This is a genomic window from Methylobacillus flagellatus KT, assembly GCF_000013705.1.
Classification (GTDB): domain Bacteria; phylum Pseudomonadota; class Gammaproteobacteria; order Burkholderiales; family Methylophilaceae; genus Methylobacillus; species Methylobacillus flagellatus.
Window position 1 is genome coordinate 2,026,110 of record NC_007947.1, and the last position, 17,494, is coordinate 2,043,603.

Below are 17,494 nucleotides of genomic sequence, written 5' to 3' on the forward strand. Positions count from 1 at the left end.
TTACACCTTCACTGCTGCTACTGCCTGCTGCGCGGCATCTGTCAGGCCTGCGGCAGAAATAATGGATAAGCCGCTTTCGCTCAGCATCTTGCGGCCAAGCTCAACGTTGGTCCCTTCCAGACGCACCACCACGGGAATCTCGATCCCCACCTCCTTGACAGCAGTGATGATGCCTTCGGCAATGATGTCGCAGCGCATGATGCCGCCAAAGATGTTGACGAGAATGGCCTTGACGTTGGGGTCGGCGAGAATGATCTTGAACGCACGCGCCACCGTGGTCGCAGTTGCGCCACCGCCAACATCGAGGAAGTTGGCGGGCGCGCCACCGTGCAGCTTGATCAGGTCCATGGTCGCCATGGCCAGGCCGGCGCCATTCACCATACAGCCAATATTGCCATTCAATGCAATATAGTTGAGCCCAGCATTGTGCGCCTCGGCCTCCTTGGCGTCGTCTTGGCTCCAGTCGCGCTGCTCCGCAAGCTCGCGGCGCCGGTAGAGCGCATTATCATCAACGCTCATCTTGCAATCCAGCGCTACCAGGGCACCTTCCGCAGTGACGATCAGCGGATTGATCTCGAGCAAGGCCAGGTCGTTTTCCTTGAACAGGCGGTACAAGCCCTTGGCCAGCCGCGTGAACGCCGCAACCTGGTCACCAACCAGGCCTAGTGCAAATGCGATATTGCGTGCCTGGTAATCGACCAGCCCGTTCAGCGGATCACAGACTTCCTGCAGGATTTTTTCCGGACTATCCTTGGCGATTTCCTCGATTTCCATACCACCTGCCGCCGACGCTACCAATACGACACGCTCCAGAGAACGGTCCACGAGCATGGAGACATACAATTCACGGGCGATTGGCAGGGTTGCCTCGACCAGCACCTTTTCCACCGGCTGCCCATCCGGTGCATTCTGGTAGGTGACCAGACGCTTGCCAAGCAGGCTGACGGCAATATCCTGCACCTCGTCCAGAGTGCGCACCAGCTTGACGCCCCCGGCCTTGCCGCGACCGCCGGCATGCACCTGCGCCTTCACCACCCAGGCATCGCCTTCGAGGGCCCGCGCGGCTTCCACTGCTGCCTGTGCCGTCTCGGCCACCTGACTGCGCGGCACATTCACGCCATAACGCTGCAGCAGCGCCTTGGCCTGATACTCATGCAAATTCATGTTTTTACTTTTGTAATGGGCTAATAGCGTATTTTCGCGCAAATCCCCGCATTGCGCCAGTACGGAGACCTACGGCTGCAACGATAGGCATCATCGAGATGGAATCCAGCAACAGTGCCAGCCATGTATAATGAAGCCCAGTGTTCACCTTATAGTGTTTTTGCATATGCGCCTCGTCATCCAGGGCCCGGGAATCGGTTTCCAACAGTTGGCCCATATCCACCAGCTACTCGGCGCCAGCCACCAGCAGTTCATCCAGGTCGGGGAACATGCCTACCAACTGGCCGGCCAGTCAGAAATGCCTCCTACACTATGTGCGTTCTGCCAGGAGCAGCACATTGACGTCGCATTAGTCGATGATCAGCATCAGCTGAACAATCTGGGTTTGGCCGTCATGGATATGGATTCCACCCTGATCACCATCGAGTGTATAGACGAGATTGCCGACATGCAGGGCCTCAAGCCCCAGGTAGCGGCAATCACGGAGAGTGCGATGCGCGGCGAGATCGAGTTTGCGGAAAGCCTGCGCCGCCGCGTAGCGCTGCTTCAGGGACTAGAGGCTTCAGCTTTGCAGCGCGTGATCGACGAGCGACTGCAATTGACGCCGGGCGCGCAAGCCTGGATCTCCGCATGCAAGCGGCACAATATCAAGACCATGCTGGTATCGGGTGGTTTCGATTTCTTTGCTGACCGGGTCAAGGCCATGCTGGACCTGGATGTCGCCAAGGCCAACTCGCTGGAAATCATCGATGGCAGACTGACTGGCCGCTTGCTTGGCCCAATCGTCGATGCCCAGGCCAAGGCCGATTACCTCGAACGCTTCCGCCAGGAGCTGGGTTTGCGGCAAGACCAGGTGGTCGCGATCGGAGACGGTGCCAACGACCTCAAGATGATGTCTGCCGCCGGCTGTGGCATCGCCTACCATGCCAAACCCGTTGTGCAGCAGCAAGCCACCTATGCGCTCAACCACGTCGATCTGGAAGGCCTGGTGTATTTGTTTGCCCCGCTGTCCGTATCTTCAGTCCAAACTTGTCATTGAGGAATTGCTCCATGCTGTCCAAACTTCTGCATCTGCCTATCATTTTGAGCCTGATTGCCATGCCGGCCATGGCACAGCCGCTGGCTGAAATCCAGACCAGTGAGGGGTTGATCGTGGTCGACCTCAATAGTGAAAAAGCCCCCAACACTGTGGCCAACTTCATCCGCTATGCCAAGGAAGGCCATTACGCAGGCACGATCTTCCACCGCGTGATCGCAGGCTTCATGATTCAGGGCGGCGGGCTGGACGTCAATTTCGAACCCAAGCCCACGCATCCTCCAATCAGAAACGAGGCTGACAACGGCTTGACCAACGCGACGGGCACCATCGCCATGGCACGCACCAGCGACCCTCATTCCGCCACCGACCAGTTCTTCATCAACCTCGCCAACAATACCTCGCTGAACTTCAGCGAGCGCTCCGAAACTGGCTGGGGCTATACCGTTTTCGGCAGGGTGATCAAGGGCATGGATGTGGTGCAGCGCATCGCCATCATGCCCACCGACGGTGGCGATGCGCCATTCCAGAACATCGTGATCGAGTCCGTCACGATCAAGGAATAAGACGGCGACCTGAAAGGCAATTGCATCTAGTGGCCCGGCGCTGCTGCCTCAATCGAACTCATCAGGCGCCCCAGGGTCTTGAATGCCTGCTCCACCTCGGCATCCACCGGCTTGCTGTAATTGATGCGAATGCAATTGCAGCATTGATGCCTGGCTGAGAAAATCGGCCCAGGCGCAACACTCACCCCCTGCTCCAGCGCGCGTTGGAACAAGACCAGGGCATCGACTCTTTCCGGCAGGTCCACCCAGAGAAAATATCCGCCATGGGGGCGTGTGACCTGCGTCTCCGCAGGGAAGTACCGAGCAATCAAGTGCAAGTATTGATGCTGCTGCAACTCGAACTTTGTGCGAAGCCTGCGCAGATGACGGTCATAGCCGCCATGCTGCAGAAAATCCGCTATCGCCGCCTGGGCAATCGTACTGGTGGATAAGGAGGTGATGACTTTGAGCCGCTCGACTTTGCGCTCGAACCGCTTGGGCAACAGTGCCCAGCCAATGCGATATCCTGGCGCCAGGGTCTTGGAGAACGAACTGCAATGCATGACGTAACCTTCGCTATCATAAGCCTTGGCCGGCCTGTGCTCCTGCATGCCGAAATAGAGCTCGCCGTATACGTCATCCTCGATCAAGGGAATCCGGTACCGGGTCAGTAGCTCAACCAATACCTGCTTGCGTTCTGCCGGCATGGAAACGCCCATTGGATTCTGAAAGCTGGTCATGCTCCAGCATGCGCGTACCGGGCACTTCTCCAGCACGCTTTCCAGATAGTCCAGATCCATGCCCAATACCGGGTCTACCGGGATCTCAACGGCCTTCAGCTGCAGTCGTTCTAGCGCCTGCAAACACCCGTGGAATGTCGGCGACTCAATGGCGACAAGATCGCCGGGCTGGGTCACCGCCTCAAGGCAAAGATTCAAAGCCTCAAAGGCACCATTGGTGATCAGGATGTTATCGACATCTGCTTCGACACCCTGCATAAGGTAACGGCGCGCAATCTGCCGGCGCAGGTCGTGATTGCCAGGTGGCAGCGACTCGACGATGGCTGCCGGTCCCATGTCACGCGTGGCATGGGCCAGTGAGCGTGACAGGCGCGCCAACGGGAACAGGTCAGGCCAGGGGAAAGCCGACCCGAGCGGCACCGTTTCCGGGTCCTTGATCGAGCTAAGGATGGAAAAGACCATATCGGAGATACTGACCACAGTGCTTGCCTGCTCAGGAACTGGCGTAGTCTTGGAAGCCAGCTGTTTGATGGCATGATTGCTGACGTAATAGCCGGATTTGGGCTGGGCACGGATCAAGCCCAGGTTCTCTAGTTCGTAATAGGCACGGAAGACGGTGGCCGGGCTCAGCTTGTGATTGAGGCAGGCCTGACGTACTGAAGGCAGTTTCTCGCCTGGAGCGAGCACGCCGGAGCGGATGGCGGTTGCGATGTCGTGCACCAGCTTTTCATAGCGTTTCATACCTACAGCCCTTGATACACATTCCAGACGCCGACATGACAACGGGGCCAGCGGCCCCGTTCGATCAGATCAGGCAAGCTGCCTGCGCGAAAACGTCAGGGTGGCATTGGTACCGCCGAAACCGAAGCTGTTCGACACCGCGGTCTGTATATTGGCGTTATCGATGCGCTCGCGCACGATATTCAGGCCTTCTGCGGCTGGGTCGAGGTTGTCGATATTGGCCGAAGCGGCGATGAATTGATGTTCCATCATCAGCAGAGTATAGATCGCCTCATTGACGCCTGCCGCACCCAGCGCATGACCGGACAGCGACTTGGTGGAGGCAATCGCGACACCGCTGTCGCCGAACACGGCGCGAATCGCCTCCAGCTCCTTCACATCGCCCACCGGCGTGCTGGTGCCGTGGGTGTTGATGTAATCCACCGGCCCTTCAACGCCTTGCAAGGCCAGGCGCATGCAACGCTCGGCACCCTCGCCGCTCGGGGCCACCATGTCGTAGCCATCGGAAGTCGCGCCGTAACCGACGATCTCGGCATAGATCTTCGCACCGCGTGCCTTGGCATGCTCGTATTCTTCCACCACCAGGATGCCACCGCCACCGGAAATCACGAAGCCGTCGCGATCGACGTCATACGTGCGCGACGCCTTTTCTGGTGTCGCATTGTATTTGCTGGACAATGCACCCATGGCATCGAACATGAAGGACAACGTCCAGTGCTCTTCCTCGCCCCCGCCAGCGAACACGATATCCTGCTTGCCCAGCTGGATCTGCTCCACGGCTGCACCGATACAATGGGCACTAGTGGCACAAGCAGAGCTGATGCCGTAATTGATGCCCTTGATCTCGGCGCCTGTTGCCAGGCACGCGGAAACCCCGCTCGCCATGGCCTTGGTTACCATGTAAGGCCCGACGCGCCGCACACCCTTGGCACGCAGGGTGTCGACTCCGGACAGGATACTCTCGTGCGAGGCGCCACCCTGACCCACGATCAGGCCAGTGCGGATATTGGACACCAGTTGGGGCGGCAGGCCAGCATCGGCAATCGCTTCCTGCATGGCCAGCCAGGCATAGGCATGCCCTTTGCCCATGAAACGCATCAGCTTCCGGTCGATCAGTGCTTCCAGATCGAGGTTCTCGATCGACCCCGCAACATGGGAGCGCAATCCCTGATCAACGTACTCCTGCTGAAAGCGAATGCCAGAACGGCCTGCCTTCAAACTGTCCAGAACTTCAGATTTGTTGTTACCGAGACTGGAAATGATGCCCATCCCGGTGACCACGACACGACGCATTGCGTGTTCTCCTACATTAATTCAATCAAGTGATAGGCGATTGCAGCAGAAGCTTAATCTGCTAGAAATTATCGGTGCGTGTGAACAGGCCTACACGCAAATCGCTGGCGACATATATTTCACGACCATCAATTTCCATGTGGGCATCAGCAATGCCCATGACCAGCTTGCGCATGATGACGCGCTTCAAGTCAATGCGATAAGTAATCAGTTTACCAGTAGGCAGCACCTGGCCGGTAAACTTCACATCGCCTGCGCCCAATGCACGACCACGGCCTTTGCCACCCATCCAGCCAAGATAGAACCCCACCAACTGCCACATGGCATCCAGGCCAAGACAACCTGGCATCACGGGATCACCCGCGAAATGACAATTGAAGAACCAGAGGTCGGGCCTGACATCCAGCTCCGCCACGATCTGCCCGTTGCCATACTGCCCGCCCTCCTCGGTGATGGAGACGATCCGGTCAAACATCAGCATCGGCGGCAGGGGCAATTGCGCATTGCCTTCCCCGAACATTTCGCCGCGACCACAAGAAAGCAATTCTTCAAAGGTAAAACTATTCTGTTTTTGCATTTAATTATTCTGTACTGGTAATCCCATTATTTTCGCCTGAAATGCCTTTTAACAAAAGCCCTAAGCAGAGAAAGTATTAATAAATCTGCTCGAACTCAGCCCTAAGGCCCTGTTCACGATCTTTATCATATGGCACGTTGCACCAGCAGGATAATCGATGCAAGGCGTAAACCGCATCCGCAAACACCAGGCCGCACTTCCGCCAGGACTATACAGATCTGTTTACACCACGAATTAAAAACCCTACCATACGGGAAAAATTCCCCATCCACCCACTTCCCGAGGACTGGAATACACCACATGAGTGACAGCCAATTAGCCGACTGGCGTGCACAGGCACTGCAACTTGAAAAGCATGTCAACGAGGTCGTGGTCGGCCAGGCCAGGGCAATACGCCTGATCACCACCGCCATCTTTGCCCGTGGTCACGTACTGCTCGAGGGCGATGTCGGCGTCGGCAAGACAACCTTGCTGCGCGCCTTCACACGCGGCATCGGCGGCGGCTATCAACGTATCGAGGGCACTATAGACTTGATGCCCAATGACCTGGTGTACCATACCTACCTCGGCGATGACGGCCGACCACACGTGAGCCCGGGTCCGTTGCTATCCCATGGAACCAACCTATCTGTATTCTTCTTCAACGAAATCAACAGGGCCAGACCTCAAGTACACTCGTTATTGTTACGCGTGATGGCAGAACGCACCTTGTCCGCCTTCAACCGCGAGCATCATTTCCCCCATATGCTGGTATTTGCCGACCGCAACCAGGTGGAAAAAGAAGAGACATTCGAGATACCCTCAGCAGCCCGCGACCGCTTCATGATGGAAATCCCCATCACGATCCCGGCAGATACCGATATCATGGAGGCATTGATTTTCGAGACGCGCTTCCACGATGTCGACGCCCTGGTCGATAACGTTCCGCCGGACATCCTGCAATTCGACGGGCTCAACCAGATCGCATCCCTGGTCCAGTCCAGCGTGCAGGCCAGCCCGGCGCTGCGTCGCTATACGCTGGACCTCTGGCTGGCAACCCGCGACCCGGTCGCCTATGGCCTGGCGATCCCAGGTGTGGACATCAAGCGTCTGGTGGTGGCCGGCGCCAGTCCGCGCGGCATTGCCATGATGATGCGCGCCGCCCGCGTCAATGCCTGGCTCAACGACCGGGAATCGGTGCTGCCCGAGGACATACATGCCGTGTTCCATGAAACCGTCGCGCACCGCCTGGTCTTCAACCCGATTTACGAAATGCGCCGCACCGAGATTGCACGCACACTGCTCAGCCAGGCCATTCGTACCATCAGCGCCACCTGATCCCCATGCATGAGCTAGCCAAGGAGTTCAGTTACCAGATCGCCTGGCGTTCCCGCGGTCGCCATCCCGGCCGCCATGCCAGCGCACAGCGCGGACTAGGGATGGACTTCGTCGGACATGCGCCCCTGATCTCGTACCCCGATCCGCGCCGTATCGACCTGCGCCTCAGCCTGCGCGATCCGATGGAGCAGATCCATGTGCGCATCTTCAACCAGCGCAGCGCGGTACCCGTGTTCGTCGCCTGCGACCTATCCGGCTCCATGGGGTTTCCCGGCCATTTCAACAAGCTCAGGATTGCAGCGGAAATCACCGCCTCCGCCGCGCAATCGGCATCGCGCATCAACGACCCGTTCGGCTTCATCGGCTTCGACGAGGAAGTCAACGAGGCCTGGATGATTCCTGCTAGCACACGGGTGCAGGCGGCTTACCTACTGGCTGAATCCTTGCAAGACTACCGCCCTCCCCATGTCGGCGGCGCAGGCATCCTGCAGGTCAACCGCTACCTGCCGCGAGAACGTGCGCTGGTCCTGCTGGTCTCGGACTTCCACATGCCGCTGGAAATGCTCGAGGAAGCACTGGTTTCCATGCAACGGCACCATATCGTGCCCATCGTGCTTTGGGATGCCGCCGAATACAGCGCGATCCCCGAATTCGGGCTGACGCATGTCACCGACAGTGAAACGGGAGAAAAACGCACACTGATGCTGCGCAAATCCACCCACGCCCGCATCCAGGCTGCATTTGCAGAGCGCCGTGCCGCACTCGACGCCTTGTTCATGCGCTACGACATCCCGCCTTTCTTCATCGAGCAAGGCTTCGATGCAGACGCCTTGACGGAATACTTCTACCAGTTTGTGACGGCATGAACATGATCGCACTCCACAAATTCAACATTTTCCTCTTGCTTGCCCTCCTGCCGGCCATCATACCGGCCTGGGCGGCTGAGGCACCTGCCGCAAAAGCCGACGATCCGCCTGTCAAGATCATCGAGAAAAACCCGGCGCGCGAAGTGGGCTACCACGTGGGCGATGTCCTCAGCCGCACCATCACGCTCAAGGTCAACGACCAGTACACGCTACTGCCGACCTCGCTGCCCATTCCCGGCAACCAGAAACGCTACCGCAACAAGGAGCAAGGCATCGAGCTCTACGCCAGCAACCTCAGTGAATCGCACAAGAACGGCCAGAACGTCTACACGCTGGAACTCAGCTACCAGGTATTCACCTCCAGCATCGTCGCCAAACCGGCGGCACTGCCGCCCGAGTTCGTCAAGTTCACCGGCAACGGCAAGCTGTTCCAGGTGCGCATCCCCAGCTGGAATTTCCGCATTTCGCCACTGGCCGTCTATGGCTCAGTCAACATCAGCAAGGACATGAGCCCGCTGCGCGGTCCGTTACTGATCAGCGATCATAGGCAGCACCAGGTTCTTTACGGCGCATTCGCCATCTTGGGCCTGAGCCTGCTAGGGCTGTTGTACATCCTCGGCAACCACGCCTGGCTGCCCCGCATGGGCGGGCCATTCTCCAAGGCCTATCGCCAATTGAGAAAAGCCAGGCCTGATGCGAATAAACTGGAGGCAGCCGTCAACCACCTGCACCAAGCCTTCAAGCAAGCGTGCGGGCAAAGCGTCTTCAGCGCCGAAGAGATTCTCCAGATCAAACCCGCGTTCGCCCCGCTGGCGGACGATATAGCACGCTTCTTCTTATTGTCTCGCGCAATATTCTTCGACCACGCCAAACAGAATGTCCCGCCCAACCCGCATGCATGGCTACGCCAGCTCGCCCGCCGCTGCCGCGACATCGAGCGGGGGATGAAGTAAGTGAATTTCAACCATGCCTGGCTGCTCATGCTGCTGCCGCTCAGCCTGGTACCCTTGTTGCTGGACCGCCAGCATAGCCGCAGCTATTCATGGCTGAGCCTGCTGCCGCGCGACCGTCTCTCGGATCTGCTGGGCATATTGCTGAAAATACTCGCCGCGCTGGCGCTGTGCTTCATGCTGTTGGGAGCTGCCGGGCCAGTGACCGATGCGCAATATATCGAGCGCATCGGCCAGGGCGCGCAACTGGTGCTGGTGATCGACCGCAGCGCGAGCATGGACGAAGCCTTCTCGGGCGCAGAAACCAGCGGCGTCGCCGGGGAATCCAAGGCCGCGGCGGCCGAGCGCCTCATCACGCATTTCGTCAATGAACGCAGCAACGACATGTTCGGCATGGTCACCTTCAGCAACTCAGCCATGCACGCCCTGCCGCTCACCGATAGTCGCGAAGCCATCCTGGCCGCCATCCGGGCCGCAGGCGGTGCCGCCCTGTTCCAGACCAATATCGGCAGCGGACTCACTGCCGCCCTCGCCCAATTCGACAAGACGCCGGATTCCGGTTCACGCGCCATCATCCTGCTGTCAGATGGCGGCGGCCGCATGGGCGCCAACACCCAACAGAAAATCCGCGACTGGCTGGAGCGCATGAACGTGACCTTGTACTGGATCGTGCTGCGTCAGCCGGGCGCCACCAGCATCTTCGATACCAGCTACGTCCCGCCAGAAGACAACCCATTGCCCCCTGCACTTGAGCTTCATGATTTCTTCAAGACCTTGCGCACTGGTTACCAGGCCTACGAGGCCGAAGACCCGACATCGCTGGCCGCCGCGATCGAGGATATCAACCGCAAGGAAAAGAAACCCATCCGCTACCAGGAAGAAATTCCCGGCCGCGATTTTGCGCCCTATTGTTACCTGCTCGCAGCCGCGATGCTGTCGCTGCTGCTGCTGGCTAAATTCATCGAGGTCAGAACATGGCAGTAAGCGCCAGACAACTTACCTGGGGCTTCGCCCTTCTCACCATTGCCTCTCTCGGCGTGGCCGGATGGCAGCTCTACCAGATCCAGGAAATCCGCGCCTTCAACCAGGCCATCCAGCAAGGCAAATCCCCGAGTACGCGCCATGACAGCTATGAGGCCAAGTTCGCCGTGGCTTACTGGCAAGCGCATAACGGGCGCTACCAGGAAGCCACACAACTATTCGGACAATTGCTGGAAAAAGGCGACGACACGCAAAAGTCCGCAGTGCAATACAATACGGGCAACATCTTCTTCCTGCGCGCCCTGGCGGTGAATGGGCGGGACATCACAGTGCGTGACGAGACGGAATACCTGCTCAACCAGGCCCGTACCGCCTATGAGCAATCCCTGCGTCTCGACCACAGCTTCTGGGATGCGCGCCATAACCTCGACCGCGTGCTCAGCATGCTGCCCTCGAACCCCACGCCGGGCTCGGGCGAGTCAGACTCCCCCGGCCTCATCATGGGCAACATCCCGGTAGGGCTGCCATAACAAGACCATGCTGCCTGCCCGCCTCAAGCCCTATTTGCACCGTGATACCCTGCTGCCGCTGCTGGCCCTGCTGTTGCTATTGGTCGCTGCACTCAAGCCCACCATCCCGGTACCGCACAACATCTACAGCACCATGCTGGTAATCGACATCAGCCAGAGCATGAACACCAAGGGCATGAGCTGGCGCGGCGAAGATATTTCACGCCTGGAATACACCAAGTACCTCGCGCACAACCTGGTCGCCAGCATGCCGTGCGGCAGCCGTGTCAGCCTGGCCCTTTTCTCCGGCCTCAGCGTCGCCGCGCTTTACACGCCGATTGAAGTCTGCGAGAACTACGCCGCCATCCAGGACACCATCGCCCGCCTGGAATGGCGCCAGGCCTGGTCAGGCAACACCCGCCTACGCGAAGGTATCGATTCACTGGCGCGCCTGCTGCGCACCATGCCCGAACCCACCCAGGCCATCTTCTTCACCGACGGCGAAGAAGCTCCGCGTCTGCATGCCTTCAACACCCGTGACCTCAGCAACTTCCAGAAAGACGGCGACTGGCTGCTGGTCGGCATAGGCAGCAAGGAGCCGCAACCCATCCCCAAGTTCGACGAAAACAACAAGCTGCTGGGCTACTGGTCGGCAGAAAATTTTGTATTGCAACCCGGCGTCGCCCAGATTTCACAGCAAAACCTGGGCACGCGCGACAAGGGCACGGCCACTAGCGAAGACGACCGCTACCAATCGAGACTAGATGAGGAATACCTGATCAAACTCAGCGAGGAGATCGGCGCTGCCTACGTCAACGGAGATAGCATGGAGGATGTCAAAGCGGCAATGCACCAGCTCAAGCCCAGCAGACGTGACTTTGCACCTATGCATATTGATTGGCTGCTTGCGATTGCGGCTGGGGGATTGGTGCTTGTCTCGTATACGCCGCAACGGTTGAAGAGACTGCTCAAGCGGGTTTTGCGCAGAAGGTAGACTAGCAGCCGCTTTCTGGAAAAGAAAGCACAGCATTTGTGTTGCCTCAGTCAAAAATCAGTTAGCATTCGGAACCATAGTCGCTAATTATTAGCAACATGTGAGCTGAGAAAAACGGAGATAACAAATGCAAATTAAAATCTATGCTCTAATCCAAGCTATCCGAAATCTCTCTTTTGTTTTTACCCTATCGTACAGTACTACTGTATACGCTTATGACCCCGTTGACTGTCTAGGCGACATATCGAAAGTTGATCCTGAGATTACTGTGGGTTTGGCTGCAAGACTTTGCTCAGGATCATGGATATCAGAGCCTGTTAAGTACTATCAAAACGTATCTGAAGTTGATGACAGCATTCCTCGCGGAATTGCTATTGATCTTTGCGCTGGCACAGAGGATTCGGAAAAAACTATTGCCTGCTATGCCAAGGCAGCTACATAACTGAATCGCGGTCTTGCGACGACTCTCTGTGGAGCAAAAAAAATCGAGAAATAGTCTTTTCAGCTGGCGTAGGCAGAATGTGTACCATAACCATACCTCACACTGATCAAACACCCTGAGTTGAGACATTCATCAATGCATGATAAGTCTGCAAAAGAGAAAGATGCCATGCAATTCATAGCCTGCACCGAAGAGATACACGCAGAGGCTATTGTCTCCATACTCAACGAAACGATTACAACATCTACCACACTATAAGAACCTCCCTCCGGCCCAATCAAAGATATATGCCTTGCTCGACTAATCGTTGGACAGCGAATATGGCCAATCTTTTACGCTGGTCTTCAAGCCATGCTTAACCGGTGCAATAAGTTAACGGTAAGTGAAGTGTGTGCCGCCTTTATGCCATACACGCCTATCGTCCATTCGAGAAGTATATGAAATTGCCGTCATTCGCGATGCGATGAAAAACGATGCAATATCAATCCACCTGGTCAATCCATTGCAATCAAAGGTTTGGGGATTTAATGAGAAGTGGTATGAAGTTATTTTCAATCCTCCTCTCTGCCTGGATATTGGTATTTCATTGCCAAGCCTGCGCAATCATCCTTTATCTTGACAAAAAACGTTCGAAGAGTCTGCCAATCAGGAGATGTTGGAAAGAAAATCCAGCCGTGAAAACATGCAATTCCGTGGGCTGAGCGTGACAAAGTTCGACGATAGCCTGAACTTGTGTGGTGAGGTCAATCAATCGCCCGATGAGCCAGTATGGATGCGTTTCATCAAGATTTTCGATAATGATGAGGGCTTTGTTCTTTCATGCCCTTACCCAGCAATTTTAAAAACTAATCCCCAGCGTCGTGGCCAGCACATGATTATCGCGATTAACGGCTTGGGTATGGATGAATTGATTCAGGTAACCGGCCTCTATGCTGGAGGACTGGTTGAATTTCCAGTTCAGTCCAACAAACAGACGGTTTTGGTCAAAGCCGCGTTCGCCGCTCCATTCGGTCTGATTCAGGTTGATAAACAGCTCATCGGAAGCGACCAAGGAAAGATGATGCTCACTCGACAATGGCGTGCTGGCCTTGACCATTTGCCGCAGCCGATATCCCAGGCCATGATAGCCTTCACGATGGCGTTGCTCTATGCGGGTACGATTGGTAAATGTCACCTCGGAGACCGGGTCAAATTGATACTGGAATTGCTGCCACAAGCGATATTCGTGAGATGGTGATTTACCTGCGGAATGTCGGACAATATTGTCATGCCCTAACCAGAGACTGGTTTTTGGATTGACCTTGTAAAACACGGATGGCCGCAGATATAGCTGGTCCAGATGACCGCCCTCATCCCGCCAGCGCGGGTTGGTGTCCATGCTCCAATGCAAATGCTCAGCAGGCAAATCGCCCTGCATATGCACATTGAACCAGATGGCACCGTCCTCTTCTACTCCAGCGGCATTCCCAATCTGTGTAGCCAACAATGAAAATAAGGCCAACAGCCATTTGTAACGCGATAGCGCCATGTTGGTCATATGCGTAACTCCAATAAAACACCCTGCTGGGATCAGTTGACGGCGAACTAGGTTCCATTGAGACATTATCGAGCATCATCAGTCGTTTCCCGCCACCAGCATAGCCACACGCGCAAACGCCGGAAGGCTTCGGCATCTACGGCGTCCGGCAAGATGACGCATGAAACCCTCCCATGTTCCAGCTTGAGGTTGAGCACGACCAGACCTGCCATCACCAAAGTACTGCCCAGCACTTGGGCGGGATAACGCATGCCGTTGCGCGTGACGAGCCAGAGCTTGCCTGCATGATCCAGCTCGATCATTGCAGGCGAGGCCGGATGCCTGCGCCAGGCATCACGCCAGACCTGCCGGGCAACGACAGCAGCAATGCCTGCGAGGCAAATGGCTTTCAGCCACCATGCCCATGGCAGCAGGATGATGGAAATACCGGCGAGAACACCCATCGACAGGAACAGGAAAGCAAGCCATCGCGACAGCCCCAGGGTCAGGGCCAGCGGCTTCACGCTATAATGGTGCGGTGTTTTCTGCAGTTTATTCATTCAGAGGGTGATTCATGACTTCATGGCAGCAATTCCTGTCCGGACAAGGCGCTACAGTGCAGGACGGCATTATTCGACTCCCCGGCCGGGCCAAGGCTGACGACAGCATCATCGCCGACCTGTCGCATTATGGCCTGTTGTCGCTGGAGGGTGAAGATGCGGTCACATTCCTGCAGGGCCAGGTGACCAACGATGTCAAGAAACTGGATGGCAATATTAGCCATTACAGCGGCTATTGCTCGCCCAAGGGCCGCTTGCTGGCCCTATTCCTCGCCTTTGCCCAGGATGGCAGATTGTACCTGCAATTCGATCGCGGCCTGCTCGAGCCCATCGCCAAGCGGCTGCGCATGTACGTGTTGCGCTCCAAGGTGGTGATTGCGGACCGCAGCGATGACACCGTGCGCATCGGCATTGCTGGCAATGCCGCGGAGGCGGCATTGAACACCCGTTTCAGCCATATTCCCGAAACCGAATATGCCCAGGTGAGCCAGGACGGCATCATCATCATCCGCCTTCCCGGCACGTTGCCGCGTTATGAGCTGCTCAGCCCGGCCGCGCAGGCTGCCGAACTCTGGACCGCATTGCGCGAGCACCTTGTCCCAGCGGACAAGGCGGACTGGGACTGGCGCGAAATCCAGGCAGGCATCCCCGAGATCGTCGGCGCCACGCAAGAGGCATTCGTGCCGCAGATGGTCAATCTCGACCTGCTGAACGGCATCAGTTTCAAGAAAGGCTGCTACACCGGGCAGGAGATCGTCGCCCGCACGCACTACCTGGGCAAGGTCAAGCGCCGCACGCATCTTGCCCATATCGCCGTGGACGCCGCGCCAGCGGCAGGTGAGGAAATCGTGGACGCCGATGGCATTGCCGCGGGCCAGATCGTGCGCAGCGCGCCCAATCCCACTGGTGGGCAGGATGTGCTTGCCGAATTACGGCTCGAGAGCGTGGAAGCTGGCGGCTTGACCTGGCAGGGGCAGGAACTCGCCCTATTGCCCTTGCCTTATGCCCTGGAAAAATAATTCACTTTCAGGGCTGCGCCAAAGCCATGTCGCCAAAAAGGGATTGCATTATCAAATGATAATGATTACCATTATCATAAATATCACTTCCCAAGAGATCCTATGATGACGCCCACTAAACTCTTTACCGCATGGCTGGCTTTATTTTCCCTGGGATTGCTACCCCTTTCCAGCACGCGCGCCGAAGAGGACACTTCCCAGATACAGCTCCCGTCAATCACCATCAAGAGCCGCACCAACCAGGGCTCGACCAGGCCCGGCGCGTTGCGCGACGATATCGTCAAGACGGAATCCATCAGCGAGCGCCGCATCGAGCAATCTGGCGCTGTCAACCTGACAGAGGCGCTGGAGAAGCAGCCCGGCATTGCCGTGCAGGTGGAATGCTCGATCTGCAATGTGCGCAACGTGCTGCTCAATAACCTGCCCGGCCGCTATACCACGTTGATGATCGACGGCATTCCCATCTACTCGTCCGTCTCTTCGGCCTATGGCCTCGACAGCGTCAGCGTCTGGGGCATAGAGCGCATCGATATCGCACGCGGTGCTGGCGCCAGCCTGATCGCGCCGGAAGCACTGGCCGGCTCGGTCAATATCGTCAGCAAGCGTCCACAGCACGATACCGCCAAGCTGCGCATTCAGGGCGGCCACTTCGGCTCGCGGCTGTATGAGGGCTATCTGGCAAAGACCCTGGACACCGGCGCATTGACTGCAACGTTCAGCGAGAACCGCCACGATGCGGTGGATGCAAGCGGCGAAGGCGTTTCTGAATACACTGGCTACGACCGCAAGATGCTGGGCGTAGGCTGGTTCGCCGATGACCTGGGCGGATTCACTGTACGCGGCCGTCTGGACATCGTGGACGAAAAACGCAACGGCGGCGCGCTCGGCAAGCGTTACAGCGCCATCAAGGCGGATCAGTCGGGCAATCCTTTCGATTTCAGCCGTGGACGGCATGGCTCGCCTGTAGGCAACGGTTGGTTCGCACCAGACGGCAGCGGATTCCTCCCCTGGAATCTGGGCCGGGCGGGCCTGTCGGAAATCATCTTTACCGATCGGGTACAGCTCACCACCTCGGCGGAAAAACAACTGGGCGACGGTAAGCTACGCTTTGCTGTCGGGGCCGCCCAGCACAAGCAGGACAGCTTCTACGAAATCACCACCTACAAGGCCAAGCAGCAGCAATATTACCTGGAGGCATCCTACCAGTTCCCACTGGCGGACTGGCTGCTGACTGCGGGGCTGAATTACCGCTACGAGGACCTGCGCAGCCACGGCTATTCTGCAGCGCAGGATGAGTTCGTGCGCGGCGTGGATAATTACCGCTACCGCACTCCCGCCATGTTCCTGCAGGCCTACCGCACTTTCCTCGAGGACAAGCTGGAACTCAATGCCTCGGTGCGCGCGGACGATCATAATGTATTCGGCACCATCACCTCGCCGCGACTCAACCTGCTCTACCATCACACAGAGGAGATCGCCAGCCGTTTCAGCGTGGGGCGCGGCTTTCGCGCGCCGACCAGCTTCTTCGAGCAAGATCACGGCATCCTCGACGATATCCGCATCATCCGACTGTTGAGCAAGCCGGAAAAGTCCGACAACCTCAGCTATGCCTTGAGCTACGCCGACGAGAGGCTGGCAGTGGTTGGCTCCTACAATTACAACCGCATCCACGACATGGCGATCCTGACGCCGGGAGTAGCCGATCCCGCTGGCGGCACCGGCACGGTGACGCTGTTCGAGAGCTCGCCCGACAAGGTCGTGGTGCAAGGCGTGGACTTCAATCTCTCCTACCAGCTCACGCCCAGCACCGTGGTCAGCATCGGCGGTGAGCGTTTCCATTATCAGTTCACACCAGGAACGTTGGTATTCTCCCGCCCCAAGGCGCGCGCCTTCTTCACATTGGATTACGAGCAAGGCCCCTGGACCGCCTACCTGCGCGTCAACTGGACCGGACCGCACGACCTTGCCAAGTTTTACGACTATGCCAACAACCCGCGCTACAACTTCGACGGCAGCCGCAAGCGCGACCAGAGCCCTTCCTACGCCACCACTGATGTACGCGCGGAATACCAGGTCAACAAGACTGTGGCGCTCTATGCCGGGGCCGACAACCTGTTCGACTACCAGCAAGTCAACAAGGAGAACTTTCTCTGGATTGATGGCGCGGGCAATATAGACTTTACGCACTTATGGGGCCCTGGGCGCGGCCGCTATCTCTATGCCGGGCTCAAGCTGAATTTCTAG

General features: G+C 57.3%; 17 protein-coding genes. 11 read left to right on the top strand and 6 right to left on the bottom strand.

All coding sequences use genetic code 11. The annotated features are described in order from the left end of the window. The gene (sucC, locus tag MFLA_RS09655; protein WP_011480110.1) at positions 1-1,164 is read right to left on the bottom strand and encodes an ADP-forming succinate--CoA ligase subunit beta; all 1,164 of its coding nucleotides are present in this window, start codon (positions 1,162-1,164) and stop codon (positions 1-3) included. A gap of 166 nt (positions 1,165-1,330) precedes the next feature. Between sucC and serB the strand changes: the two genes are divergently transcribed. Then, entirely contained in the window at positions 1,331-2,203 is an 873-nt protein-coding gene (gene serB / locus MFLA_RS09660; protein ID WP_048811674.1) for a phosphoserine phosphatase SerB, read from the top strand. A gap of 11 nt (positions 2,204-2,214) precedes the next feature. Next, positions 2,215-2,766 carry a peptidylprolyl isomerase gene (locus MFLA_RS09665; protein WP_011480112.1) on the top strand — a complete coding sequence of 184 codons (552 nt, stop codon included), beginning with the start codon at positions 2,215-2,217 and terminating at the stop codon, positions 2,764-2,766. Positions 2,767-2,792: 26 nt separating this feature from the next. Here the strand turns inward: MFLA_RS09665 and MFLA_RS09670 are convergent, their stop codons facing one another. The 3 genes from MFLA_RS09670 to fabA form a co-directional block, all read right to left on the bottom strand. Next, complete coding sequence (locus tag MFLA_RS09670) at positions 2,793-4,226, bottom strand: PLP-dependent aminotransferase family protein (RefSeq protein WP_011480113.1); 1,434 nt, start codon at positions 4,224-4,226, stop codon at positions 2,793-2,795. Positions 4,227-4,295: 69 nt separating this feature from the next. Next, positions 4,296-5,519, bottom strand: a complete 1,224-nt coding sequence (gene fabB / locus MFLA_RS09675) for a beta-ketoacyl-ACP synthase I (RefSeq protein WP_011480114.1) — start codon at positions 5,517-5,519, stop codon at positions 4,296-4,298. Positions 5,520-5,580: 61 nt separating this feature from the next. After that, positions 5,581-6,096: a 3-hydroxyacyl-[acyl-carrier-protein] dehydratase FabA gene (fabA, locus tag MFLA_RS09680; protein WP_011480115.1), complete on the bottom strand. Its 516-nt coding sequence runs from the start codon at positions 6,094-6,096 to the stop codon at positions 5,581-5,583. A gap of 300 nt (positions 6,097-6,396) precedes the next feature. On the opposite strand from fabA, the gene MFLA_RS09685 reads away from it, so the two are divergent. From MFLA_RS09685 to MFLA_RS14615, 7 genes are all read left to right on the top strand, one after another. After that, complete coding sequence (locus MFLA_RS09685) at positions 6,397-7,413, top strand: AAA family ATPase (RefSeq protein ID WP_011480116.1); 1,017 nt, start codon at positions 6,397-6,399, stop codon at positions 7,411-7,413. A 5-nt stretch (positions 7,414-7,418) separates the two neighbouring features. After that, positions 7,419-8,279 (top strand): DUF58 domain-containing protein, encoded by an 861-nt coding sequence (locus tag MFLA_RS09690; RefSeq protein ID WP_011480117.1) that lies wholly within the window; start codon positions 7,419-7,421, stop codon positions 8,277-8,279. Beyond that, a complete protein-coding gene (locus MFLA_RS09695; protein WP_011480118.1) occupies positions 8,276-9,232 on the top strand; it encodes a hypothetical protein in 957 nt (318 codons plus the stop codon). The genes MFLA_RS09690 and MFLA_RS09695 overlap by 4 nt, the downstream gene beginning before the upstream one ends. Beyond that, a complete protein-coding gene (locus tag MFLA_RS09700) occupies positions 9,233-10,213 on the top strand; it encodes a vWA domain-containing protein (RefSeq protein WP_011480119.1) in 981 nt (326 codons plus the stop codon). Continuing rightward, positions 10,204-10,740 carry a hypothetical protein gene (locus MFLA_RS09705; protein WP_011480120.1) on the top strand — a complete coding sequence of 179 codons (537 nt, stop codon included), beginning with the start codon at positions 10,204-10,206 and terminating at the stop codon, positions 10,738-10,740. The genes MFLA_RS09700 and MFLA_RS09705 overlap by 10 nt, the downstream gene beginning before the upstream one ends. A gap of 7 nt (positions 10,741-10,747) precedes the next feature. Next, positions 10,748-11,713, top strand: a complete 966-nt coding sequence (locus MFLA_RS09710) for a vWA domain-containing protein (RefSeq protein WP_011480121.1) — start codon at positions 10,748-10,750, stop codon at positions 11,711-11,713. A gap of 127 nt (positions 11,714-11,840) precedes the next feature. Next, the gene (locus tag MFLA_RS14615; RefSeq protein ID WP_011480122.1) at positions 11,841-12,155 is read left to right on the top strand and encodes a hypothetical protein; all 315 of its coding nucleotides are present in this window, start codon (positions 11,841-11,843) and stop codon (positions 12,153-12,155) included. A gap of 838 nt (positions 12,156-12,993) precedes the next feature. On the opposite strand, the gene MFLA_RS09720 is transcribed toward MFLA_RS14615, so the two are convergent. Together MFLA_RS09720 and MFLA_RS09725 are read right to left on the bottom strand one after the other, a co-directional pair. Further along, positions 12,994-13,692, bottom strand: coding sequence for a DUF2490 domain-containing protein (locus MFLA_RS09720; RefSeq protein WP_011480123.1), 699 nt, complete (start codon positions 13,690-13,692; stop codon positions 12,994-12,996). A 65-nt stretch (positions 13,693-13,757) separates the two neighbouring features. After that, positions 13,758-14,231: a protein YgfX gene (locus tag MFLA_RS09725; protein ID WP_011480124.1), complete on the bottom strand. Its 474-nt coding sequence runs from the start codon at positions 14,229-14,231 to the stop codon at positions 13,758-13,760. A gap of 14 nt (positions 14,232-14,245) precedes the next feature. On the opposite strand from MFLA_RS09725, the gene MFLA_RS09730 reads away from it, so the two are divergent. After that, on the top strand, positions 14,246-15,250 hold the full coding sequence (locus MFLA_RS09730) for a YgfZ/GcvT domain-containing protein (RefSeq protein ID WP_011480125.1): 1,005 nt from the start codon (positions 14,246-14,248) through the stop codon (positions 15,248-15,250). Between the two features lie 102 nt (positions 15,251-15,352). Then, positions 15,353-17,494 carry a TonB-dependent receptor plug domain-containing protein gene (locus tag MFLA_RS09735; protein WP_011480126.1) on the top strand — a complete coding sequence of 714 codons (2,142 nt, stop codon included), beginning with the start codon at positions 15,353-15,355 and terminating at the stop codon, positions 17,492-17,494.